The sequence below is a fragment of the uncultured Campylobacter sp. genome, from assembly GCF_937890585.1.
Taxonomy (GTDB): domain Bacteria; phylum Campylobacterota; class Campylobacteria; order Campylobacterales; family Campylobacteraceae; genus Campylobacter_A.
On sequence record NZ_CALACG010000211.1, the window covers coordinates 1 to 7,513 of the forward strand.

The 7,513-nt window shown below is 41.9% G+C and carries 8 protein-coding genes and 1 tRNA gene; 5 read left to right on the forward strand and 4 right to left on the reverse strand.

From position 1 onward, the window contains the following. Positions 1 to 155 precede the first annotated feature (155 nt). Positions 156 to 731, reverse strand: coding sequence for a YbaK/EbsC family protein (locus Q0296_RS06190; RefSeq protein ID WP_107943967.1), 576 nt, complete (start codon positions 729 to 731; stop codon positions 156 to 158). A 62-nt stretch (positions 732 to 793) separates the two neighbouring features. Here Q0296_RS06190 and ung point away from each other — a divergent pair, with 62 nt between their 5' ends. After that, positions 794 to 1,486: a uracil-DNA glycosylase gene (ung, locus tag Q0296_RS06195; protein ID WP_298038118.1), complete on the forward strand. Its 693-nt coding sequence runs from the start codon at positions 794 to 796 to the stop codon at positions 1,484 to 1,486. 1 nt (position 1,487) lies between these two features. Here the strand turns inward: ung and Q0296_RS06200 are convergent, their stop codons facing one another. Continuing rightward, positions 1,488 to 1,781 carry a hypothetical protein gene (locus Q0296_RS06200; protein WP_021087000.1) on the reverse strand — a complete coding sequence of 98 codons (294 nt, stop codon included), beginning with the start codon at positions 1,779 to 1,781 and terminating at the stop codon, positions 1,488 to 1,490. 79 nt (positions 1,782 to 1,860) lie between these two features. Between Q0296_RS06200 and Q0296_RS06205 the strand changes: the two genes are divergently transcribed. The 4 genes from Q0296_RS06205 (at position 1,861) to Q0296_RS06220 (ending at position 5,639) form a co-directional block, all read left to right on the forward strand. Next, entirely contained in the window at positions 1,861 to 2,391 is a 531-nt protein-coding gene (locus Q0296_RS06205) for a pyridoxamine 5'-phosphate oxidase family protein (protein WP_298038124.1), read from the forward strand. A 20-nt stretch (positions 2,392 to 2,411) separates the two neighbouring features. Further along, positions 2,412 to 3,578: a replication-associated recombination protein A gene (locus tag Q0296_RS06210; protein WP_298038136.1), complete on the forward strand. Its 1,167-nt coding sequence runs from the start codon at positions 2,412 to 2,414 to the stop codon at positions 3,576 to 3,578. A gap of 38 nt (positions 3,579 to 3,616) precedes the next feature. Further along, the gene (locus Q0296_RS06215) at positions 3,617 to 4,132 is read left to right on the forward strand and encodes a hypothetical protein (RefSeq protein ID WP_298038127.1); all 516 of its coding nucleotides are present in this window, start codon (positions 3,617 to 3,619) and stop codon (positions 4,130 to 4,132) included. 88 nt (positions 4,133 to 4,220) lie between these two features. Continuing rightward, on the forward strand, positions 4,221 to 5,639 hold the full coding sequence (locus Q0296_RS06220) for a sodium:alanine symporter family protein (protein WP_298038130.1): 1,419 nt from the start codon (positions 4,221 to 4,223) through the stop codon (positions 5,637 to 5,639). Between the two features lie 45 nt (positions 5,640 to 5,684). Here the strand turns inward: Q0296_RS06220 and Q0296_RS06225 are convergent, their stop codons facing one another. Both Q0296_RS06225 and Q0296_RS06230 read right to left on the reverse strand, forming a co-directional pair. After that, positions 5,685 to 6,989: an Ig-like domain-containing protein gene (locus Q0296_RS06225; protein ID WP_298038133.1), complete on the reverse strand. Its 1,305-nt coding sequence runs from the start codon at positions 6,987 to 6,989 to the stop codon at positions 5,685 to 5,687. Positions 6,990 to 7,240: 251 nt separating this feature from the next. Beyond that, positions 7,241 to 7,316 (reverse strand) — tRNA-Val (locus tag Q0296_RS06230). Positions 7,317 to 7,513: the final 197 nt, after the last annotated feature.

A 7,513-nucleotide genomic window follows, 5' to 3' on the forward strand; every position in this document is an offset into this window, starting at 1 on the left:
TCCCTAAAATATGCATATTTTATCAATATACTTTATTATACTTTAAGATTATCCCTGATAATATTTGCTCTTGAAATGAATTTAGCAATTTCTCGTCTTTGCATTACTTAAATTCATTTTTCTCCCGACAAATTTAGTGCTAGGAAGTGGTTAGCCTAGCACTTTTCTTTCACAAATTTTACAAGAGTTGGTCTTACTATTTTGGCATAGTCTTTTGCGTTTAAGATGAGCGATCTATCAAGAAGTCCTGCATTAAAGGCGATCTCCTCGTTTCGCTCTAGCAAACTCTCATCCACAACAAGGTGCAAATTTTTATGAAAACTAAATGGTGGAACCGAGCCAAAAACGCAATCAGCAAGCGCTGTAACCTCCTCTGGACTAGCAAGGCTCGCTCTTTTACCATCAAATTTTTGCGTAAGCGCGTCAAGATCAGCCTGCTCGTCAGCTGGCAAGACAGCGAGCAAGTAAATTTTACCAGCCTTCATCGCTGGCTTTTCGTCATCTAGCAAGTAGCCATCTAGCACATTTTCATCTTTAAAAATTTGCCTAAATTTCTCTTCATCTACGCCTTTTATAGAGCAGACCAGCGCCTTTGCGCCCTGACTCATCTTTGTGCCCCTTATCTTCGCAACCTCCTCTGAAGTCCTAGCACTCTCATGCTCTATCACTCTAAATTTAGCCCCATTTTTGCTAAGTAGATCGTGGATTTTATTAAAAATTTGCTCTGACACAGCTCTTTCCTTTGGATAAATTTAGTTAAAATTATACCGCTAAAACAAAAAAGGGCAGGAAAATGCAGATAAATTTAGATGACATTAAGATCGAGCCAAGCTGGAAAGAGGTGCTAAAAGATGAGTTTTTGAGTGAAAATTTCGCACGCATCAAAGAGAATTTCTTAAAAGCAAAGAGCGCTGGCGTCGTCTATCCACCAAGCGGGCTTATATTTAACGCATTTAACCTAACGCCATTTCACGCCGTAAAGGTCGTCATACTAGGCCAAGACCCATATCACGGCGCCAATCAAGCCATGGGGCTAAGCTTTTCAGTGCCAAGCGGTGTGCGCGTGCCGCCAAGTCTTGTTAATATCTATAAAGAAATTTACGCCGATCTTGGCATAAAAGAGCCAAATAGCGGCGATCTTACAAAGTGGGCAAAGCAAGGCGTGCTGCTACTAAACTCCACTTTAAGTGTCAGTGCTGGGATGGCAAATTCTCACGCTAGCTTTGGCTGGCAGGGCTTTACAGACGCTGTCATAAGAAAGATTAGCCAAAATTTACAAAACGTAGTTTTTATGCTCTGGGGCAACCCAGCCAAGGCAAAAGCACCGCTCATAAACGCCAGCAAGCACCTTATCCTTGAGGCAGCACACCCAAGTCCGCTAGCGCGCGGAGCGTTTTTTGGCTGCAAGCACTTTTCAAAGGCAAATATCTACCTAGCAAACCACGGTAAAACGCCCATAGAGTGGGACTTAAACGCTCAAATCTGAGCTACTTTTTAAGCTCAGTAAGAAGCTTATTTACCTTTTCTAGCTCGCTTTTGCAAAATTTCTCATCGTTATTTTGCATTATCATCGCCTCTTGGCCGATTTGTCTTTGCTTAAACTCATCAAATTTAAGCTCAAAAAGCCTTAGCGCTTTCTCGTCACCCGCAAGCTTCTTGCTCTCTTTGGCGTAAAGCTCGTCAAGATAGAGCCTGCTTTGTTTGACATACTCCTTGCAAACCTCGCTTGCACCAAATAAATTTACGCCCAGCAAAAGGGCAAAAATGGCAAATTTTTTCATATTTTTCCTTGAAATTTTTGCGTTATACTAGCCTTTAAGCACTTAAATTTTAAAATATTTTGCAAAAAAAGGATGAAAAATGAGGCGAAAAGATAGAGAGCTTAGCCAAGAAGAGGCGCTTGAGATCATCGATAACTGCGAATACGGCGTGATCTCATGCGTGGATGATGAGGGAGAAATTTTTAGCGTACCGATCTCGCCTGTTAGAGTTGGTGAGAGTATTTTTATCCACGGAGCGAGCGCTGGTAGCAAGGCAAAACTCCTGCAAAACGGGCGAAAAGTGGAATTTGTCTGCGTGAGCTTCAACAAAGTCCCACACCTAAATGATAGCGAGCTAGAAATGATAAAAGACGATGGCAAGGCGCTTGGAGGCAAGGTCTTTACGACTGAATACAAAAGCGCCATCGCAAAAACAAGAGCCTACGAAGTGACAGATGAAGCCAAAAGATATGAAATTTTAAAAATTCTAAGCCTTAAATACACCGCCTACGCGATGAGCACTTTTGACGTGGCGGCCGAGTATGGGCTAAAGATCATGAAAATTTACGAGCTAAAGATAGAGAGCCTTAGCGCAAAGGCCAAAATTTTACCAAAAGCGGTAAAGGGGTAAATTTGAGCTCACTTGCACTGATGTTTAGACCAAAAAATTTGGATGAAATTTGCGGTCAAAAGGCGGTTAAAGCGGCCTTTTTAAAATTTATAGCCACAAGCAAGATACCGCACTCCATATTTTATGGTCCAGCAGGCTGTGGCAAGACGAGCTTTGCAAGGGCTGTGGCAAGCGGGGCAAACTACGACTTTTACGAGTTTGACGGCGGAAATTTAAAGATAGATGACTTTCGCAAAATTTTAAAAAACTACGAAAACGCCCTAAATAAGCCGCTCTTTTTCATAGACGAGATCCACAGGCTTAGCAAAACCCAACAAGAAGCGCTACTCATCCCCATGGAAAACTACAAAGCCCTAGTCATCGGTGCAAGTACTGAAAATCCCTTTTTCACGCTAAGCTCAGGCATCAGAAGCCGCTCGATGCTCTTTGAGTTTAGACCGCTTAGCAGTGGCGATTTTGAGGAGCTGCTTGGCAAGATAAGAGAGCAAATTTCATTTAGCATTGACGAGGAGGCAAAGGAGTATCTCTTTAAAAGTAGCGGCGGCGACGCAAGAGCTATGCTAAATTTACTAGAATTTGCCGTCACGCTTGATGAAAATGTCAGCTTAGAAAATTTAAAAACACTTCGCCAAAACGCCCTAAAAGAGGGGGCAAAAGAGGATGACACGCACTACGAACTAGCAAGCGCTTTTATAAAAAGCCTACGTGGAAGCGACGAAAACGCCGTCATATACTATCTCGCAAGGCTCATAGACTCTGGCGAGAGTGCGGACTTCATCGCTAGAAGGATGGCGATATTTGCCAGCGAAGACATCGGCAACGCAAACCCAAATGCGCTAAATTTAGCCGCAAGCACGCTTAGCATCGTAAAAGAGATAGGCTTTCCAGAGGCTAGGATCATACTGGCTCAGTGCGCCGTCTATCTAGCTAGCTCACCAAAGTCAAACTCCAGCTACAACGCGATAAATGCCGCCCTAAGATACGTGCAAAGCGAAGAAATTTTAAAGATCCCACCATATCTAAAAAATCACACAAAAGAGAGCAAAGACTACCTTTATCCGCATGATTTTGGCGGCTGGGTCGAGCAAAAATACCTAGAAAAACCGCTCGTTTTTTACAAAAGCAAGGGCATAGGCTTTGAAAAAACGCTAAATGAGTGGCTAGAGAAAATCAAATCAAAAGGCTAAATTTAGGTTTTACTCTTTTGGTTTAAAAAGGTACGCGCATGAACGAGCAAAATTTAACATATATCACAAATTTAAAGATAAAAGACGTGCCGTGGGATAGGCTAAGCTGTAGCTACGGCACGGCGGAGCTTTTTGCACAAATTTTAAACACACTTACAAAGGCTGTGAAAAAGTCTAAATTTGATGAAAAAGAGCTTAGCGAGCTGCTTGATGAAATCTTTGGTGAGTGTGAATATCAAGAGACATTTTGGCACGCAACGCCATTTGCGCTCGTTTTTTTGGTGCGAATTTACAAAAGTACGCTAGGCGAAAAAGGCGAAGCAGCTAAATTTATCTCACGTAAGCTTGAAGTCTTTTTTAAATTTATGTTTGAAATTTGCGAAAAAATAGAACAGATGGAGCATGCAAAGCCGCTTGCAAAGATGGAACAAATGCTAGAGCCAAAGTATCTTGATATCGTAGATCAAGACGAGCTAAGCTATGACGATAAGCTATTTTACAGCTTTTACTACTATTCAAACGTGGTTTTGCAGGGCGCTTTTGTAAAAATTTAGCTCGGCCATGATTTTTTAGCTATTAATTTAAATTTTATATTTTTTCAAATATACTTCTCAAATCCAAATCAATCACGAAAGTTAAAAAATGCCTACAAATTTTGCTGAAATTTTAAATAACTGCGTTGAAAGTATAAATTCATTTCTTTGGGGCCCATACTTCCTTATCGCCCTACTTTGCGGCACTGGACTATTTTTCACCATTAGACTTGGCTTTGTTCAGATTTTTAAATTTAAGATGGGTTTAGGCGAACTTTTTGGAAATTTCTCACTTCACGGCGAGGCTGCTGGCAAGGCTGGTATGAGCTCGTTTCAAGCAGTCGCAACGGCGATCGCGGCGCAAGTTGGCACTGGAAACCTCGTGGGTGCGACGACAGCTCTTATCATGGGCGGTCCTGGAGCCATTTTTTGGATGTGGTGCGCAGCCTTTTTGGGCATGGCTACAAATTTCGCTGAAATTTGCCTCGCTCAAATTTATCGCACCAAAGATGACAGCGGCCACACGATAGGCGGTCCAGCCTTTTACATAAGCCGCGGATTAAAGGGCAAATGGGCGAAATTTCTAGCTGGATTTTTCGCTATCGCTATCATCATCGCGCTTGGCTTTATCGGCAATATGGTTCAAGCAAACTCCATATCAGACGGCTTTAGTGGTGCTTTTGGCATACCACAGTGTCTAACAGGGGCGTTTTTAGCCGTCGTCTGCGCAGTCATCTTTATAGGCGGCGTAAAAGCGATCGCAAGGGTCGCTGAAAAGATCGTGCCTTTAATGGCACTGCTTTATATCATCGTTGGCATAGCTATCATCGCTTTAAATTTCGAGCAAATTCCAGAGGCGATCTCGCTAATATTTAAAGCTGCATTTGATCCTTCGGCTGCCTGGGGCGGCGCAACTGGCGCTAGCATCGCAGCTGCTATGAGATACGGCATCGCAAGGGGACTTTTTAGCAACGAAGCTGGCATGGGCTCTACTCCGCACGCACACGCTGCTGCAAACGTCAAACACCCAGTCGATCAAGCCGTACTTGGCATAATGAGCGTCTTTGTAGATACATTTATCGTGCTAAATATCACCGTTTTTGTAGTACTTACCGCAAATGTTATCAGCTTTGAAAACGGCAAGGCGGTCTTTACGGGCATCACCTTGGTGCAAGAGGCGTTTTCATCGCACATCTTTGGCAAAACTGGCGGTTATAGCTTCGTGGCGATCTGCCTATTTTTCTTTGCATTTACGACCATACTTGGCTGGTACTACTTTGCTGAGATCAACGTGCGCTACCTTTTTGGCGCAAAAGCAGTCAGGGTGTTTCAAATTTTGGTAGTCGTTTTTGTCTTTTTGGGAAGCTTGCAAAAGGTAAATTTCGTCTGGAGCTTGGCTGATATGTTTAACGGCCTTATGGTTGTGCCAAATTTGATCGCCATTATCCTCCTAAGCCCAGTTGTAGCAAGGCTTTTAAAAGATCACGATGAGGGCAAAGAGTACGACGTAAAAGAGTATTTGAAGTAAATTTAAAAGTGCGTGGAGAGAAGGCTCTCCACATTAAATTTAATATTACAGGTGGTCTGTTGGAGCGACAGTTATAGGCTCAAGTGGCATATAAAATGTCGTTGCTTGTGGCTCAGAGTATTTGTTACCAGCCTCGTCTACTGATGAAGCTTGGACTGTGTACTCAAAATCTCTATTGTTTAAAACACCACTCTCAACTTTCCAGTTGCCTTCAGCGTCAGCCTTGACGCTTAGTTTTTCAACTACCTGACTTGCTTTGCCAAGCCAAGACTCACCAGAGCCGTCACTGTAAAAGACATCAGCTGTTTTGATAACTATATTTACATCAGCAAAAGCCTCTGCCTTGCCCTCGATAGTCGGCGAGAAGTCATATTCTTTATTGCTATCATACATTGTGTTGTAGTGTTTTAGGTTTGAAAAGTCATCAGTAGATATTTTTGTGATAGACAAGGTGCTATTGTCTGTATCAACAGTGATCTCTTGTGTGCTTGTAGCCTTTAACTCTTCACCATTTGCGGCTACTTTACTAGCTTCGATAGTAAATTTATGATCGCCATCAGCTAAAGGCGAGCTTGGCGTGTATGACCAGTTGCCGTCGTTATCAGCAGTTGTCGTGCCAAGTAGCGGTGCGCCTTCGCCCTCGCCATCAAAGACGCTAATAGTCGCATTAGCAGTTGCCTTGCCACTAAGCGTTGGGGTGTTGTCGTTTGTGATATGTAGGCCTGTTCTTTCGCTACTATCATTTTCAAGGATATTGCCCTTGATGTCAAGGTTTTTGCTTACAGCTTGATCTGTGTTGCCAGTTACGGTGTGGTCATCTACTGATGTGAGAGATACTTCTAGTGTTTCTGGAAGTATATTATTGTAAGCGCTATCTATCGCTGCTGCAAGAGTATCAAGGCTAAAGCCCTCGCTAGCAGCGCCATTTACATTTGTTAGAGCCTCTGCACTAGCGCTTGCTTGAGAAGCTAGATCGCCAAAATTTGCATTTACGTTTGAGTAGTGACCGCCTTGCGCAAAGCCAGCAGCACCAAGGCTCACGCCATTCGAGCTTACTCCACCTGTTGATTGAGTGCCGCCAGCTGCAGTCTCTTCAAGATCAGAGATATTTTTACCATTTAATAATTGCTCTTGTAGTGAGGCGATCTCTTTGCTAGTCTCGTCGCTAGCTTTTTCATTTTGAGTTTGCGCAGCTTGCACCTCAACCTTTACGCCGTCTTGCTCTTTTATGACCTCATTGTCATAGATCACGTCGCCTGCTTTTAGAGTTCTTTGATTTCCATTAGCATCAACTGCGACGATGGCATCCGTGCCGATTATTGATTTGATTAGTCCTTTAACTTTACTCATAACATTTCCTTTTGATGTTTTTGGTTTTTATGCTGTCAATTATAAGTAAATAGTTTAGTTTATTGCTATTGTACTTTGGTACAATAGTGACATTTTAGATACGCTATGTCATAAAATTTAGAGTTAAATTTAGCAAGAATTTGCCGTATTTTAGGGATTTAGTCTAAAATTTAAAAAGACAAAAGTTACAAAAAATATTTTTAAATTTTATTTTTTTGGATTTTACGTTTTGGGAAATTTTGATGTAGGAATGGTGGCCCCGAATGGACTCGAACCATCGACCACTACCATGTCAAGGTAGTGCTCTACCAACTGAGCTACGGGACCAAAGATTTGGGATTATATTTTATTTTCCATTTTATTTAGCTTAATTGCCATTTTCTTTAAATTCAACTTCATAAAACTGTTCTATATTTTAGCGCTCTAAAATATTATTAATGCAGATTTAACCAAGCGAAGACTATAATTTTATAAAAATAAGTTTAAGTAAAAATATTAGTTTTCCATTGAAATTTGATGTTTAT